Source organism: Geomesophilobacter sediminis (assembly GCF_016458275.1).
Lineage (GTDB): Bacteria > Desulfobacterota > Desulfuromonadia > Geobacterales > Geobacteraceae > Geomesophilobacter > Geomesophilobacter sediminis.
Genome location: NZ_JAEMHM010000001.1, coordinates 385,531 through 400,801, shown reverse-complemented (window position 1 = coordinate 400,801; position 15,271 = coordinate 385,531). Strand labels below are relative to the sequence as shown.

Sequence of the window (15,271 nt, the reverse complement as noted above, 5' to 3'; positions counted from 1 at the left end):
TCCCTTCGTTTTGTCAACGAAAAGTTTAGTAATGGTATACTTCCTGTTTAGAAATTAGAGGGGGTTCATCATTTGGGACGTGCAATATCGGGGAGTTGAGGCAAAAAGGCGCTACTTGACCAGGACCGGTTTCAGGCCGGGCAGGCGCACGAGATCCTTGCGATCGCAGGAGACGGTCGCGATCCGGTCCAGGTAGATCCCTTCGGTGGCGCCGTTGCAGGCGGGTGCGGGGGGAACGGTCCGGCCGGCGTCGCGGCAGCCGACGGCGCCGGCAGCGGCACAGATCCGGGAGAGGCGGACCAGGGCGTAGCGCGAGACGGGGCGGGTCTGGAAACCGGTCCCCGGACCGGAGGCGGTGCAGTCGGCCACCGGAAGGATGACCCACCACCCGGTGACCCGCCCCTGCCGGTCGAACTCCTTGTTGGCAAGATCGACCGAGCGGTCGTACATCATGGCGGCGACGTCGGCCATCAGGGAGGGATTGCCCCCGGTGAGGTAGATCGGCTTGCCGCAGACATCCTGCGGCGGCAGTTCGGTGCAGACGAGCTGGCTCATGCTCTCCAGCGCGTTCACCGGGCTGAGCAGCGAGGTAAAGAGGAAGCGGCCGGCACCGGGGGTGCCGCCGGAGGCGCTCAACCGGGTCTCGGGGAGGTTGCAGATGTCGGGGTAGCTGCAGGAGCGGGTCGTGACCGGGCCGCACAGGGCGACGTTGCCGCGGGTCGCGGTGACCAGGGAGGCGACGGCGACCGGGGTAGTAGCGAAGCTTTCGGTGCCGGAGATCTTGGCGAGGAAGGTTCCCAAAGTCCCCATCCCGACCGAGCTGCTCTCGGCGGTGCGCCGGGTGCGGACCTGGATCGCGTTCACGGGGGTGGCGTTGGGGGTATAGGTGTGACTGCTCAGGTTCCAAAAGCCGACGGTGACGTCATTTTCGTCGGTGAGGGCGTTGCCGTTGTTGTTTTTCAGCTCGACGAGCGCCGCGGCGGCGGTTTTACCCGAGACGAATTCCAGCGCCGCCTGGCGGCCGGCCTGCTGCACGAGGTCCCGGGATGCGGCGGGAAGTTGCGACGGATCCTGCTGCACCTGGGTCAGCATCCGGTGCTGCATCGCCTGCGCCCCGGCAAGCGCCGAGCTCTCCGCAGCGCTCAAAAGGTCCTCCTCGCTCACGTAGAGATAGCCGACGTCCACGGCCAGTCCCGTGATCACCAGAAACACCACCAGCATGATGGTTACGTAGGTGGTGTCCATCCCATCCGAACCGTCCATCCCATCTCCCTCGAACGTTGCGCGATTCCCCTCCGGGTGCGCCATACTATCACCTTTCGTTAAAAAAGGGGCCATGCTTTTCGGCATGGCCCCTCCGTTGTATCTGCGTTCCCGAGCTTGGGATCAGGCCTTTTCGACCGCGACCGTCGCCTGCTCCCCGACCATCACGGTGGCCTCGGCGGTGACCGCCTTTTTCTCACGCAGGAAGAAGGTGAGTACGGTGCCGAAAGCGAGGCAACTGCCGGCGAGGATAAAGGACTTGTTCAGGCCGCCCGGCTGCGCGTTGAGCATCTCCGAGACGCGCCCCATCACCAGACCGCCGACCCCCCAGGCGGTGAAGAGGGTACCGTAGTTGAGGCCGTAGTTCTTGAACCCCCAGTAGTCCTTGGCAAACGAGGGGAACAGCGTCAGGTTGGAGCCGTAGTTGAAGCCGATGAAGGAGGCAAGGAGCACCAGCAAAACGGCGCTGTCGGAGCCGACCACGGGAATTGCGGCGAACATCAGGATCGCCTGGAAGGAAAGCATGATGGTCAGGGTGGCGCGGCGGCCGATCTTGTCGGAGAGGACCCCGGCGACGACGCGGCCGGAGGCGTTGCCCACCGCCATGATGGCGACGGCGACGAAGGCCATCTTGCCCATGCTGTGCTTGGCGAGCCCCGCGACCGAACCGATCACCATGAGCCCGGCGCCGGCGCCGATGAAGAAGGTGGTCCAAAGGACGTAGAACTTGCCGGAACGGAGCATCTCGCCGACGGTGGCGTCATGAACCGATTTCTTGGGAGCCGGGGCGGCGCCTTCTTTCTGGGCCGGCTCAGCCGGAACGTACCCGGCCGGCGGATTTTCCAGTACGAAGGAGAGGGCGCAAACCACGATGGCAAAGCCGATGGCGAGGATCAGCATGGATTTCGGGATGCCATAGGCCCCGAGGAGGTAGCTCGAAAGCGGTGCGATGTACACCGGGGCCAGGCCGAAGCCGGCAACGACGATCCCGGCGATGAGGCCGGTCTTCTTGGCGGAGAACCACTTAAGTGCCGGCGGAGTGGCCGCCGAGTAGCCGAAACCGAAGCCGGAGCCGGCCAGGAAGCCGAAGCCGGTGACCCAGGCGGCGTAGCTGTTGGAAAACGACATCAGGGTGAAGCCGGCCCCGACCAAAAGGCCGCCGATCAGGGCGGTGCGCGCCGGACCGATCTTGTCCTGGCACTTGCCGGCGATGATCATCGAGAACGCGAAGAAGAGGCAGCACAGGGCATACGGGTCGTTGACGGAGGAAAGGCTCCAGTTGAACGCGCCGGGACCGCCGGCCTTGATCGATGCCTGGATGGCACCTTTGAAGATACTCCACGCATACAGGACGCCGAGCGCCAGGTTGATCCCGGTACCGGCAGAGACTACCTGCCACCCCTTGTTTTTCGTTGTCGTCGCCATGATGTTAAACCTCCTGGTTTGAGTTCAGCTATCTGCCCAGGTAATAGCAACGAGCATACCAACGTTATAATTTTTTCTTGATCGCCTTTTTCCCTGTGATTCCAGCCCTGTAGCAAATCGGTGCCGAAATACCTTAAAACCGGAGCACCCGCCGGTTTTGCAACGATGCAAAAATGGGTTCCGGAATCGGCGGAAAGGCAATGGGGAAAAACGGGTGCAATTCTGATCGGTTGGCAAGCGATTGCCGGGGGCGGGGATACTTTGCAGTTTTGCAAAACCGGGTAAGGCGGTTTTTGCAAATTTGAAAAGGGGTTCAGACCTCGATGCGGAACTCGGCGCCATCGGCGAGGTTGCGGGCGCGCAGGGTCCCGTCCATGTGGCGCTCCACGATGGTCTTGGACATGAACAGTCCGATGCCGGTCCCCTGGGTGGGGCCCTTGGTGGTGAAATAGGGGTCGAAGATCCGTCCGATGATCTCGTTGGGGATTCCCCCGGCGTTGTCGGCGATGGTCAGGACCACCCGCCCCCCTTCCCGAAAGAGGCGGATCCGGACCACGGGCTGGGACACCTGCCGTTCCACGAAGGCGTCTTTGGCGTTGGCCAGTATGTTGAGGATGACCTGGGAGTATTCGTTGGGATAGCCGACGATCACCGCCTGCGGATCGACGTCCACCAGGATGCGGTTGCGCAGGAGGTCAAAGGCGGCCTCGGCGAGCGCGACCGCCCGGGCGACCTCGACCGCCGCCGCGAAGGGGACCCGCTCCACGTCCGGTTGGATGAAGCTGCGGAAACCGTCGATCATCTGGGAGAGGCTGCTGATCACCTGCATGGCGCGGGCGACGCTTTGGTCGAGGTAGCGTTTGCTGAAGAGTCCGCCCTGGTAGAAACGGGGGACCTCCTGGATGATCAGCGCGAGGGTGTTCAAGGGCTGACGCCACTGGTGCGCGATGTTGCCCAGCATCTCCCCCATCGCGGCGAGCCGGCTTTGGTCGAGCAGCAGACGTTCCTGGCGCTGCAACTCCTCGACCGCGAGCAAGCGGCGCGCGGTCTCCTCCTTGAGGGATTTTTCGGTCTGGAGGATCTCGGTTACGTCGAGGCAGGTCCCCACCATCCGTACCGCACGCCCCTGCTCGTCAAAGGTCGTCTTGCCGCGCGCCGAGAGGATCCGCTCCTTCCCGTCCACGACGATACGGTAGATGGCATCGAAGGCGCCCCCCTGCTCGGGGAGCAGGGCCCGCCGGACCAGTTCCGCGATCCGCGGCCGGTCGTCGGGGTGCACCCGGCCGATGAAAAAGTCGAAGTCGGTCTCGGCGCCGGCGGGGACCTGGTAGTGGCGCCGGGCGATCTCGGACCAGTGCAGCGTCCCGGTTTCCGGATTGTAATCGTAGGTCCCCAGCCCCGTCGCCTCGATGGCAAGCTTGAGGGTGGTCTCGCTGCGGCGCAGCGCCTCCTCCACCCGTTTAAGCTCGGTGAGATCGACGGCGTAGGCGATCCCTTCGGTCTGGGACCCGGCCATCAACGCCGCGGCGACCAGGGCGGGGACCCGGCGGCCGTCCTTGGGGCTCAGAAAGACCTTTTCGTAGGGGGGGCAAAAGCGGTGGCGCTCCATCTCGTGGAGAGCCCGCTCGTCGGCGGGGTGCGATTCAGGATCGGTCACCTCGTGCCAGGTCATCCTGCCGGCGCGGCACTCGTCCCTGCTGTAGCCGAGCATGCTGCAAAAGGCCTGGTTTGCCTCGGTGATGCGCCCCTCGGTGTCCCAGAAGTAGATCGCGATCAGGTCGGACTCGAAGAGCCAGCGAAACCGGGACTCGCTTTCCACGAGCCGCTCCTTCGCACGCTTTTGCTCGGTGACGTCCTGCAGCATGGTATAGACCTGGAAGGGGGCCGCTTCGCCCGGACGGAACTGGGGGACGGCGGTTACCACGAGGTAGCGGTAGGCGTTTTCCCGGCGGTTGTGCACCCACATTTCCACCCCGGGGACCGAAAGAGCGCCGCGCAGGGCGCGCAGTGAGGGGTGTTCCGCCACCGGCAGGGGGGAGCCGTCCGGATGCAACACCACGATCTCAAGCTCTTCGGCCCGCTTCCCGACCAGTTCCGAAGCACTGCGTCCGACGATCGCCTCGGCGGCCGGATTCATCGAGGTGATGCGCCCCTGCGCGTCCTGGAACACGATTCCCTGCGGGACCGTCTCGAAGAGGAGGCGGTAGTGGAGCTCGGAGCGGCGCAGCTCCTCTTCGGCCCGGCGCCGCTGCGAGATGTCGAAGATGACCCCGATGAACCGCGCCCCGGCGCCGCTTTGCACAAAGCGGCCGTTCACGCTCACCCACAGGGGCTCGCCGTTTTGGAGGCGACGGATCCGATGTTCCGAGTGAAACGGCGCGCCATCGCGGCGCGCCTGCTCCAGTTCCCACCCCACCCGTCCCCGATCCTCCCCGACGATCAGTTGCTGCCACTGGGCCATCGAGGCGGGGGCACTGCGCTGCTGCGGATCGGGGTAGCCCAAAATCAGGAAATGCTGACGGGTCCAGACCCCCTCCCCGCTGGCGGCGTCCATGTCGCACGACCCCATCCCGGCGGCGTCGAGCGCGTGTTCCAGCCGTTCCTGGCTCGTGGCGAGTTCGGCAGCGGCGCGCCGGCGCGCGGTGATGTCGGCGAGGGTGACGAACCACGCCTCCCCCCCCTCCCACTCCGAACGGCTCCCGGTCACCTCCAGCCACACCGTCTCCTCCCCTCGGGAAAGGGGGAGCTCCCCCTTGGGCAGGGCAGCGAGAAGTGCCTCAAGCTCCCCGGGAGCGGGGGCGGGGCCGAGGATCGCCTCCGCCGCCGGGTTCGCGTACCGAAGCCCCCCCTCCCGGCCGAGGAAGACGACGCCGAAGACACACCCCCGGAGGATGTTGCGACAGCGCGCCTCGCAGGAGGCAAGCCGCCTCTGGGCGTCGTCGAGCCGGTCGCTGAGGGAGGTATCGTCGGTGAACATGTGGCTAGGTCCTTTGCCCCGGGGCCCTGACGGCAGATAAGGCCCGGGAACGTCCGGTCATTGCGGCTCCGGGTTTTCCACCAGGGTGAAGTAGAAGGTCGCCCCCTCCCCCACCACCCCCTCGGCCCAGACCTTCCCGCCGTGGCGCAGCACCACGCTGTGCACGGTCGCCAGACCGATCGAGGTGCCGTCCCAGGCGTACTCGCCGGGACTGTGCACCGTCTGGAACGGCTTGAAGAGCTTCCCGACATATTTCATGTCGAACCCGGCGCCGTTGTCGCGGACGAAGTAAACCAGCTCCCCCTCCCGGGGGATGACGCCGAACTCAATGCGCGCCGCGTCCTTTTTCGCGGAGAACTTCCAGGCGTTGCCGAGCAGGATCTCCAGCAGCGTCTGCAAAAGGCGCCCGTCCCCGCGCACCATAAGCCGCTGCGGCAAGACGAATTCCACCCGGCGCCCCGGCTCGTTCTCCCCAAGCCGCTGCGCCACCTCCCGAGCGATGGCCGCCAGATCGACGTCTGCGACGGACAAGTGGCAGCGCGCGTAATGGCTCAGGCTGTTGAAGGCGTCGATGATCCGCTTCACCTGGCGCACCACCCGCTCCGCCCGTTCCGCGTACTCACTGCAGTTGCGGTTGGGACAACCGCTGCAGTCCTCGACGAGGGCGCGGCAAAACCCCTCCAGGCGAGCCAGCGGGGCCCGGAGGTCGTGAGAGACGACGTGGCTGAAACTCTCCAGCTCCCGCACCGTGGCCTCCAGCTGCGAGGTGCGCTGAATCACCCGCTGCTCGAGTTCGCAGGTCAGGGAGCGGATCTTTTCCTCCGCCTCTTTGATCTCGGTGACGTCGTGGGCGCTACCGATGATGGAGACGCCGTTCCCCGCGCCGTCACGGATCAGTTCCGCCTGCCCCCGGATGATGCGCTGGACTCCGTCCGGGCGCAGGATGCGGAAAAAGAGCGGCCGGTCCGGAATCAGCCCGCGCCGGATTTCTTCAGTCCGCGCCTGCACCGCCCCGCGGTCCTCCGGATGCACCAGCTCCAGGGCCCCCTCCATGGACGGCGCGACGCTCCCCGGTACCAGCCCGAGGATGCGGTACAGCTCGTCGGACCAACTCATGGTGCCGTCGCCAAGCTCCCACTGCCAGCTCCCCAGGTGGGCGATCTTCTGCGCCTCGGAAAGCTGGCGTTCGCTCGCCTCCAGGCGCCGGGTCTGCTCCCGGACCAGGCGTTTCAGGGCAAGATCCTCGAAGATCGCGTCCAAAACCGCGAACAGCTCGTCGTAGTTGATCGGCTTGAGCACGTAGCGATCGATCCCGATCTCGATGGCGCTCATGAGATAGGAGGTGTCGCTGTGGGCGGTGACCGCGACGATCACCGTCTCGGGGTTGAGCGCCTTGATCTCGCGCGACATCCGGATGCCGTCCATCACCGGCATGTTGATGTCGGTCATGACCACCTGCGGTGCGTGCTCCCGGAAAACGGCGAGCCCCGCCGCCCCGTTTTCTGCAGGGATGATGGTTACTCCGGGATAGTTCATCCCCAGCATCCGGCAGACCATCTCCCGTGCGTCCGCCTCGTCCTCCACGTAGACAAGGACGATGTTTTCCGCCTGGCGTTCCGGGCGCTCCATTGCCGCTACCTCCGATCCGACCCCGGCGCCGTGCCCAGGACCTTGATCAGGGCGGCGACGGTCAAAGGCTTGAACAGGTAGTCGGCGATACCCAGTTCGCGGCAGCGCTCCTGGTCCCCTTCGTCCTCGGAAGAGGTGAGGACCGCCACCTTGAGCCCCTTAAGTTCCATGCTGCTTCGGATGCTGCGCAAAACTTCGATGCCGTCGACCTTGGGGAGCTTGAGGTCGAGGAGCACCAGTTCCACCAGCTCGATCCCCTCCGCAGCCAGGCGGGTGAGCAGCACGAGCGCCTCCTCGCCGTCGCGGGCCCGGATCACCTTCTCCGGGAAGACCTTCTCGATGACTCGCAGGGCCAGATAGGCATCGTCCGGGTTGTCTTCGACCAGCACCAGGTACCTCGGTTTCATGGCTCTACCTCCCGGCGGACCCACAGCGGTTCCGCCGCCGGTCTTCAGAAGCGGTAACCGACGCTTACGCCGACGAGATGCAAGTCGGCCTCGTAGCGGCCGTTGGCCTGCGCTCCGTACTGGTTGGTGTTCTTCACGCGGCTTTTCTGCAACTGGTAGCCGTACCCCAGATCGAGCTGCAGCCGCTGCCGGCGCACTCCGGCCCCCAGGCAGAAGAGGTGGGTGTCGGCATCGGGAACGGCCGGCTCAAAGGTTCGGTCCGGAACCGGGTTGGTTCCATAGAGGTAGCCGGCTGCCAGGGAAAACCACTGGTTCAGCTGGTAGCGCCCCCCGAGGTTGGCCGCCCAGCTGCCGTGCCACTGCCGCGGGTCCTCGGTCCCCCCCGTTTCCGGCCCCACCGAAGGAGCACCGGAAAGCTCGATCCGGATCGCCGACAGCGATGACCATCCCTCGTAGCGAAGCCCGCTCTCCAGAACCAGGCACTCGGTCGGTTGCCAGGCGATGCCGGCAAAAAGCTGGCGCGGCAAGGTGATGCTGCTTTTCCCTTCCCCAATGGTCCGCCCGCCGATGACGAGTTCCCCCTCCAGGGTCACCGGCACCTCGGCTCGGTACGACGCGCCCAAGGTGACCGCTTTCCCCAGCTCCAGCAAAATTCCCACGTTGTAGCCGACCCCGGTCCCCGAGCCGCTGAACCGCTTCACCAGGTCGCTCCCCCCGGGAGCCCCGGCGGGAATCCTTCCCTCCAGGGTCGCGTCGGCGACGACCACATCGATCCCGGCGGCGACCGCCACCGCTGGAAGCGGCCGGAAAGCGAGGACCGGGTTGACCGCATAGCTGTTGAGCGTCGCAGCGCTGACGAGGTAGCGTCCGCTCCACGTCCCGCCCCAGTCGGTGCCGAGCCCGAACGGGTTGAACGCCCCGAGCCCGAGGGTAAATCCGCCCCCGAGGGCGCGGGTGAGGTAGACCGTCGACGGGGTGAAGAGGGGATCGCGGGTCGCGGCCCGGCTCCCGTCGTCGCCGATGAAGCTCCGATTGGGAACGATAAAGGTGGTGCCGAGCTCGGCCTGGGTCCCCGGCAACCCCGCGATCAGCGCCGGGTTGAAGAAGATGGCCGAGGGGCGCGCCCCGTGGGCCACCACCGCGTCCGCCTCCCCCAGGGCCGCCCCACCTTGGGTGAAAATCCCGAACCCGGAACCATAGCTCCGACTCCCGATCAGCAGGATTGCCGCGGCGAACAGATGACGCAGCAGGAGGCCCACCATGTAACCTCCGCGCGCCCCCCCACTTACCCGGGGGAAGCGACGCTGACGTGATAATTAAAATGAAAATTAAGAGCCTTTAGTGTATCCGCCACCCACATCGTGTCAATGGGAATGCTCTCATCTTGCCTCAACCCGCCCCGCCACAGCAACAGCTAACCATCTGAATTACATGAAGTTTCATTCTTCATTAATCTATTGCTTAACTTCGTGACGTCGCGATATAAATGAAAACCTAGCGATAGCAACAATCATTATCAACGAGGTCAGAAGTGACTAATCATGCTTACCTGATGGATAACCCCGACGAGGCACGCCGCCTTGACCTGAAGACCACCGCACCACCGCTGGAGCGCCAGGCACGGTGGGCTGGGATTGCGCCGGGGATGCGGGTCGCCGACGTGGGGTGCGGTTCCGGAAAGACCAGCCGTTTCCTGCACCGCCTGGTCGATGGGGGAGAGGTGGTCGGAATCGACGCCTCCGCGGAGCGGATCGCCCACGCCCGCGCCGAGCATTCCGCCCCCGGGCTCACCTTCACCTGCCGCGACTTCTACGCTCCGCTGGACGATCTCGGGAGCTTCGACTTCATCTGGGTCCGCTTCGTCCTCGAGTACCACCGCGCTCACAGCCGCGACATCGTCGCCAACCTGCTCCGCCTCCTCAAGCCGGGAGGGATCCTCTGCCTGATCGACCTGGACCACAACTGCCTGAGCCACTTCGGGATGCCGCCACGGCTCGAGCGGGCGCTGGACGGGGTAATGCAGCACCTGACCGCCGAGCATGATTTCGACCCCTACGCCGGTCGCAAGCTCTACTCGTATCTCTACGACACCGGCTGTTCCGACATCCAGGTCGATCTCACCCACCATCACCTCATCTACGGAGCGCTCGGCGCCGTGGACGACTACAACTGGAGCCAAAAGGTGGAGGTCGCCGCCCGCACCTCCGGCTATGATTTTCCCGATTACCCGGGCGGGTTCCCCGAGTTCCGGGAGGAGTTCGCCAGCTTCTTTGCCGACCCGCGCCGCTTTACCTACACCCCGCTCATCTGCTGTTCCGGACGGGCACCCCGCTGATGTTCACACCTCGATGCGAAACTGCGCCCCCTCGGCGACGTTGGCGGCGCTCAGCCGGCCCCGCAGGTTCTTCTCGATGATCATCTTCGCCAGATAAAGGCCGATGCCGGTTCCCTGCTCCGGGCCGCGCGTGGTGAAGTAAGGGTCGAAGATCCGGTCCAAAATGGCGGGATCGATCCCCCCGGCGTTGTCGGAAATGGTGACCACGCAGTGCCCCCCTTCCTCCACCCCGGCGATCTGGATGCGACGCGGGGCGGCGATTTCGCGATCCACGAAGGCGTCCCGCGCGTTGAGCAGGATGTTGAGCAGCGCCTGGGAAAACTCGTTGGGATACCCCTCCAGCACCGGGTCGCCGGTCAGCGCCACCTCGATCGCGACCCCCTGCTGCCGGAAGTTCTCCACCACCAGGGAGAGGGTCCGCTCCACCACGTCGCGCAGCCGAAACGGTACCCGGGCCTGGTCCGGCCGGAAGAAGTTGCGGAAGTCGTCGATGGTCTTGGAAAGGTGCCCCACCACGCGCATGAACTTTGCCACGCTCTCCTTGAGGTACTCCCTGGAGAAGCGGTTCTGGTCGAACATCATCGGCAGCTCCTGGACGATCAAGGCAAGTTCGTTGAGCGGCTGCCGCCACTGGTGGGCGATGTTGTTGATCATCTCGCCTAAAGCTGCCAGCCGGCTCTGCTGGATCAGCATCCGCTCCTTTTCCCTCAGTTCCTCCAGGGCCCGCACCCGGCCCGCACTCTCCTCCTCGATCTCCCGGTTGGCCCGCTCCAGCTCCGCATTTTTGTCCTCCAGGCTCCTCCGGCTCTTCTCCAAATCCTCGGTCCGTTTGGCGACCCGCAGTTCCAGCTCCTCCTTGGCACGCTGCAGGTCCTCGAAGAGTTCCAGGTTGCGCAGGCTGATCGCAATCATCGAGGCGGTTCCCATGATCAGGCTCAGGTCGCTTTCCACCAGGGGACGGTGGCGGTGCAGCTGCTCCACGGCGATCACCCCCAGCGATTCCCCCTCGCTGACCAGGGGGCAGCAGATGAAGGAACGGGTTCCGGGCTCGGTGGAACAGGCGAAGCTGCGCGAGGCCAAGGTCGCCTCGAGGCCGACGGAGGCATCGACCAGCAGAGGACGCTGCTCCTGGAAGCAGCGGAGGTAGGGATCATCGAGAGGCTCATCAAGCGAAAAGGGGGCACTTTTCAGGCACTCCAGCTCGCAGTCGGCGAAACCATAGCTCGTAGCGAGCTCCAGGTGGCACCGCAGCGGGTCGGCCAGCAAAACCACCCCCCGGTCGTAGTCCAGCCGACGGCGCAGCACCCCGGCCACGTCCTCGAGCATCTGCTCGCGGGTGCGGTAGGAGCCGAGGGCCCGGCCGATTTCGTGGGCCAAAAGCGCGTTGTTGTAGTTGACGTTGATCTGTTCGATGAGGCTCTCGTTGGATTCCCTGGTGTTGTTGAGGGTGGCAAGGAGCTCTTTTTCGCCGATGCCCCGGGCCACGAGCTCCAGAACCAGGATGACGATCAGGGTGCCGGGGAGGGTAATGGCAAGCGTGGAGATCCCGCCCCAGACGCCGGCAGCGAGGTCCGCCAGGAAGAGAAGGGGCACCGCCGTCCTGAGGGTGCGGCGCAGCGACTCGCTGGGTTTCGGCTCCCAGCTGATCAGGTAGCGGCAGGTGGCTCCGCCGGAGAACATGCATTCGGGGTGCTCGATGCGGGGTGGGGCGTTGCTGAAGGCGAGGACCACCGCCTCGAAAAAACCGATCCGGTTTTCGCACTGAAACGGCTTCTCAAGCCCGGGCTGCAGCGGGGTCACCACGATTTCCACCTTGTTGCGGGCCAGGCGGCGGGAACGGTAGACCGACGAGCGGGTGAAGTTCGCGGTGATCCGGCTGATCAATTCGAAGGTGTGAGCGGCTCCCACCAGGGCAAGTATGTACTGGCGCATCGCCCCCAAAGCGTCGGGGGAGGCGGCGTAGCGCCCGGCCTCCCGGGCGATGTTGGGATTGCCGGTCATCTGGACCAGCTTCTCGTAGAACCTCTCCACCTGCTCCTGCCCGAACCAGTGCGCCTGGTCGGCGACCTCGTACCCCTTCATGCCGGCGTGTTCGAGCAGCGCCGCCAGGTCGAGTTGGGGGTATTTCTGACGCACCAGCTTCAGGTAGGCGTCGATGATGCGGCTGTTGTAGAGGGGGGTCTCCCTCAGCCGGTCGTCTCCCATGGTGGCTCCGCTTGCTCCGGGGGGACGCGCCCCTTGCGGGGGTCTCGCACCAGTTGGCTGAAGAAGTCGAGGTAGAGGTCGGCGTGGGTGAGGTCGAGGATCCAGAGGAGGTATTCCTTGAGCTGTCCCAGCGGCAGTTTCGCTCCGTACCGGTGCGGGTAGACCAGTACCGGCATCCGGTGCTCCCGGTAGGTCCCGGAAAGGAGGGCCAATACGGTGTCTCCCACCGGCTCCGGAAGGGGCTCCAGGACAAAAAGGGTGACGCAGTCGGTAAGCTCCGAAAGGTTGAGGCCGCGATCGCCCTGCAGGGCCAGGGCGAAGGCCACGGTGCGCCCGTCCCGGCGCAGCGCGAAGAAGCGGCGTTTTCTCTTGAGCCCGGCACGGCGGTAGCTCCGGGCCAGTTCCGCCTCCCCCTGCCGGCCGAAAAGATCGAAGGCCACGGGGAAAAGCCCCCCGGACTGCTCGCGGTAAAACTCCACGAGCCGTTCCAGGTCCCCCTCCCCGGCCCGCTGCAGGTCCCATCCCGCCGGCAACGCTCCCCCCGCCGCCGTCCGCTGGTAGATCCCATAGGCGAAGCGGTCCAGGGAGCAGCGGCTGGGGTCCCTCAGGTGTCGGGCGGCGCCGCCGAAGACGCGGTTGGGCAGCTTGTTGTCGGGGCGGAAGTAGCAGCAGACGTACTGCAGGTGGGCCGAGGGGAGGCGGTACAGGGCGTTGATGTGGTGGGCGGCCCGGTTCAAAACGGCGAGTCCGGCGCCCAGGGCGAGGCTGCGCCGCGCGGCATGGTGGTGGATCAGCCAGGTCTCGCGGAACAGACGGAGCATCGCAAGGTGCCCCACGAGCCCGGTGGCATCGCGGCAGGTGAAGCAGCGGAGGATCTCCGGGTGGCCGGCGTAGAGGCGGCGGAAGGTCTCCTGCACCGCCCGTCGGTCCTTGGCGAGGAGGAGGTACTTCTCCGGGTATAAGAAACCGGTGTCGAAGAGCAGCTCCCAAAGCGCTCCGGCATCGAGCTCGTGCTCGGTGAAGGTGGCGGCCCCTTCCTGGGGAAGGAGCGCGAGGAGCCGCTCCTGTTCCCGGGGGGGGAGATCGAGAATGGCGAAGGCGCAGCGGATCCCGCGGCCGTCCGGGCTTTTGCCGCGGGAGACGATCTGGGCGCGGCAGGTGATCGCGGGAAAGGCGCCGAAGCCGATGCCGACTTCGGCGCAGCGGAGCCCCGGCACCAGGAGGGGGTCGTCGGCCCCGGCCCGGACCGTGAATCCGGTCGCCGAGAGCTCCTCGACCACCCAGGTCACCGGTCCGCCGGTGAGGGGGTGACTGAAGGTGACCGTCGGCGGCGGGGAGAGGCTGAAGCGCGGTTCCCGGTGCCGGGCCGGGGCAAAGGGGATCACCCGCTTGCGCTCGAGCCGCAGCACCAAAATGCCGGGCGTGGCGCGGAGCAGCCGGCAGTCGGCGGAGAAAACGAGTTCGCCGCCCTGATCGAGCATGAGGTGGACCGGGAACTCCGGGTTGAAGGAGGTGGCTCCCGCGTCCCCCTCCACCCGGACCCCCTCGGCGCTGAAATCGGCGAGACGGCCGCAAAATCGGGCCCCCTCCTGGCTGCAGCAGGCGGTGATCCGTTCCCCCCGTTCGCGCCGGCTGTCCCTGCCGCGGCAGGATCGGCAGTTTTCCGGCAGACGGAGCGTCGCCCCCCGGGCGTCGCAGGCCACCGGCTCGGCCCGCACCAGGAGCAGGGAGCCGCCGTCCGGAACCAGAAGCTCGTCGAGGTGATGGGTGTCCAAAAGCTCGGGAAGGCCGGCGCGCGGGGCCCAGGTAAGCTCCAAAAACTCGCCCGCGCAGGGGCGCGGCAGGGCCGGCAGGAGCACGGTCCCGCTCGCCGCGCGCGCGGCCACCAGGACTCGACCGCCGCTGAAGTTGAGAAAGTTCAGCCGGCCCACCAGGTAGCGCCGCCCCACCCCCTTCCCCCCGCCAAGCGCCCGTTCCGGAGCGTAGAGCAGCAGCAACGGTTTTGACCGGTGGCTCGACTCCATGTCCTGCCTCCCCCCGGGGCGGGGTCCGGCCCCGAGCTCACAGCTCGATGTTGAAGCACGCCCCCCCCGCCACGTTCTGTGCGGTGAGTTTTCCGTTCATCTTCCCCTCCACGATCATCTTGCAGATGTAGAGCCCTACACCGGTACCTTCCTCGGGGGACTTGGTGGTGAAGTAGGGGTCGAAAATCCTCCCCAGGATCTCCTCGGGGATACCGCCGGCATTGTCGGTCACCGCGACGGTCACCCGGCCGCCGCTCATGCCGATCTCGATCCGGATGACCGCCGCGCTGTCGCCGCGGGTCGGAGGGAAGGCGTCGCGGGCGTTGTTGAGCAGGTTCACCAGCACCTGCCCGAACTCGTTGGGGTGACCGCGCAAAACCGGCTCGGCCTGCGCCACCACCTCGACCCGGACCTGGCGCGCCCGCAAGCTTCCCTCCAAAAGCGAGAGGGTCCGCTCCACCACCTCCCGGACCGGGAACTCGACCTCGTCCCTTTCCGGCACGAAGAAGGCCCGGAAATCGTCGACGGTGCGTGACATGTGGGCGATGGTTTCCATGGTCCGGCGGACGTACTCCTTGACGTAGCCTTCGTCGAGCTCCCCGCGGCTGTAGGTCATCTGCAGATCCTGGGCGAGCAGCCCGAGGATGTTGAGCGGCTGGCGCCACTGGTGCGCGATGTTGGCGACCATCTCCCCCATCGAGGCGAGCCGGCTTTGCTGCAGCAGGAGGAGCTCCTTCTCCCGGAGCTCGCGCTGTGCCCGCTGCCGCTCGGTCCGCTCGGCGGCGAGGGCGTCGGCGAGCCGCCGGCATTCGTCCCCGGCGCGGGTTTTTTCCGCCGGTCCGGGAGGGGGAACCATCCCCCCGGGCCGGATACCGTGCTGTTTCAAGGTGCTGGACATGTGCTCTCCCGGTCGGCTTCCCCCCAGGGAAAACGACCGGCCAATATTAGCACCGTCCAACCTGATTGCAGCAGTGGATTGGCGAAAGGGCAAAAAAAAAGCACCCGG

At 65.9% G+C, this 15,271-nt stretch carries 10 protein-coding genes; 1 reads left to right on the top strand and 9 read right to left on the bottom strand.

The annotated features are described in order from the left end of the window. Positions 1-111: 111 nt before the first annotated feature. The 6 genes from JFN93_RS01635 to JFN93_RS01610 form a co-directional block, all read right to left on the bottom strand. Positions 112-1,263: a pilus assembly protein TadG-related protein gene (locus JFN93_RS01635; protein ID WP_236021478.1), complete on the bottom strand. Its 1,152-nt coding sequence runs from the start codon at positions 1,261-1,263 to the stop codon at positions 112-114. 123 nt (positions 1,264-1,386) lie between these two features. Further along, positions 1,387-2,688 carry an L-lactate MFS transporter gene (locus tag JFN93_RS01630; RefSeq protein ID WP_199382225.1) on the bottom strand — a complete coding sequence of 434 codons (1,302 nt, stop codon included), beginning with the start codon at positions 2,686-2,688 and terminating at the stop codon, positions 1,387-1,389. A gap of 313 nt (positions 2,689-3,001) precedes the next feature. Next, entirely contained in the window at positions 3,002-5,665 is a 2,664-nt protein-coding gene (locus JFN93_RS01625; RefSeq protein WP_199382224.1) for a sensor histidine kinase, read from the bottom strand. 57 nt (positions 5,666-5,722) lie between these two features. Beyond that, positions 5,723-7,294: a sensor histidine kinase gene (locus JFN93_RS01620; protein ID WP_199382223.1), complete on the bottom strand. Its 1,572-nt coding sequence runs from the start codon at positions 7,292-7,294 to the stop codon at positions 5,723-5,725. 5 nt (positions 7,295-7,299) lie between these two features. After that, on the bottom strand, positions 7,300-7,701 hold the full coding sequence (locus tag JFN93_RS01615) for a response regulator (RefSeq protein ID WP_199382222.1): 402 nt from the start codon (positions 7,699-7,701) through the stop codon (positions 7,300-7,302). 44 nt (positions 7,702-7,745) lie between these two features. Then, entirely contained in the window at positions 7,746-8,963 is a 1,218-nt protein-coding gene (locus JFN93_RS01610) for an OmpP1/FadL family transporter (RefSeq protein ID WP_199382221.1), read from the bottom strand. 269 nt (positions 8,964-9,232) lie between these two features. Here JFN93_RS01610 and JFN93_RS01605 point away from each other — a divergent pair, with 269 nt between their 5' ends. Further along, a complete protein-coding gene (locus JFN93_RS01605) occupies positions 9,233-10,036 on the top strand; it encodes a class I SAM-dependent methyltransferase (protein ID WP_328753343.1) in 804 nt (267 codons plus the stop codon). A 3-nt stretch (positions 10,037-10,039) separates the two neighbouring features. On the opposite strand, the gene JFN93_RS01600 is transcribed toward JFN93_RS01605, so the two are convergent. Genes JFN93_RS01600 through JFN93_RS01590 form a run of 3 tightly spaced genes read right to left on the bottom strand, consistent with a single transcriptional unit; the run spans position 10,040 to position 15,163 of the window. Next, positions 10,040-12,241 (bottom strand): ATP-binding protein, encoded by a 2,202-nt coding sequence (locus JFN93_RS01600; protein WP_199382220.1) that lies wholly within the window; start codon positions 12,239-12,241, stop codon positions 10,040-10,042. After that, the gene (locus JFN93_RS01595) at positions 12,223-14,265 is read right to left on the bottom strand and encodes a PilZ domain-containing protein (protein WP_199382219.1); all 2,043 of its coding nucleotides are present in this window, start codon (positions 14,263-14,265) and stop codon (positions 12,223-12,225) included. The genes JFN93_RS01600 and JFN93_RS01595 overlap by 19 nt, the downstream gene beginning before the upstream one ends. 37 nt (positions 14,266-14,302) lie before the next feature. Next, positions 14,303-15,163: a sensor histidine kinase gene (locus JFN93_RS01590; protein WP_199382218.1), complete on the bottom strand. Its 861-nt coding sequence runs from the start codon at positions 15,161-15,163 to the stop codon at positions 14,303-14,305. Positions 15,164-15,271 lie beyond the last annotated feature (108 nt).

Coding starts and splice junctions, on each gene's coding strand:
- JFN93_RS01615 (WP_199382222.1), bottom strand. CDS start 7,701: ATGAAACCGAGGTACCTGGTGCTGGTCGAAGACAACCCGGACGATGCC.
- JFN93_RS01635 (WP_236021478.1), bottom strand. CDS start 1,263: ATGGACGGTTCGGATGGGATGGACACCACCTACGTAACCATCATGCTG.
- JFN93_RS01625 (WP_199382224.1), bottom strand. CDS start 5,665: ATGTTCACCGACGATACCTCCCTCAGCGACCGGCTCGACGACGCCCAG.
- JFN93_RS01590 (WP_199382218.1), bottom strand. CDS start 15,163: ATGTCCAGCACCTTGAAACAGCACGGTATCCGGCCCGGGGGGATGGTT.
- JFN93_RS01630 (WP_199382225.1), bottom strand. CDS start 2,688: ATGGCGACGACAACGAAAAACAAGGGGTGGCAGGTAGTCTCTGCCGGT.
- JFN93_RS01610 (WP_199382221.1), bottom strand. CDS start 8,963: ATGGTGGGCCTCCTGCTGCGTCATCTGTTCGCCGCGGCAATCCTGCTG.
- JFN93_RS01620 (WP_199382223.1), bottom strand. CDS start 7,294: ATGGAGCGCCCGGAACGCCAGGCGGAAAACATCGTCCTTGTCTACGTG.
- JFN93_RS01595 (WP_199382219.1), bottom strand. CDS start 14,265: ATGGAGTCGAGCCACCGGTCAAAACCGTTGCTGCTGCTCTACGCTCCG.
- JFN93_RS01600 (WP_199382220.1), bottom strand. CDS start 12,241: ATGGGAGACGACCGGCTGAGGGAGACCCCCCTCTACAACAGCCGCATC.